Source organism: Psychrobacter sp. 16-MNA-CIBAN-0192 (assembly GCF_040309565.1).
Lineage (GTDB): Bacteria > Pseudomonadota > Gammaproteobacteria > Pseudomonadales > Moraxellaceae > Psychrobacter.
On the sequence record NZ_JBEOOX010000236.1, the window covers coordinates 1 to 273 of the forward strand.

The 273-nt window shown below is 37.4% G+C and carries 1 protein-coding gene; it reads right to left on the bottom strand.

From position 1 onward, the window contains the following. Window positions 1–273: hypothetical protein (locus AAEY78_RS13055; RefSeq protein ID WP_352339736.1), on the bottom strand; the 273-nt coding region annotated here is incomplete at both ends.

Genomic DNA, 273 nt, shown 5'->3' on the forward strand with positions numbered 1-273 from the left:
TCTTCCTTGTCCTGCTAATTGTGTAAAGCCGGTTGCGTTATCTTGTTTAAACCCAGCAATGCTAACCCCACCTAATGGTAGTTGGTAATACTGATCAAATAAATTTGTTACCTCAACACTTAGCGTAAATGCATCCCACACTGTTTTAGAACTTAAATTAACTAAATGATAGCTATCGGTTTGGTTTTCAAAGCGGTTGTTATCTACTCTCGTTTTAGTATCGACCCATTGCCATAAAAGTGAGTTTTCAACATTACCAACTTGCTGGCTAAT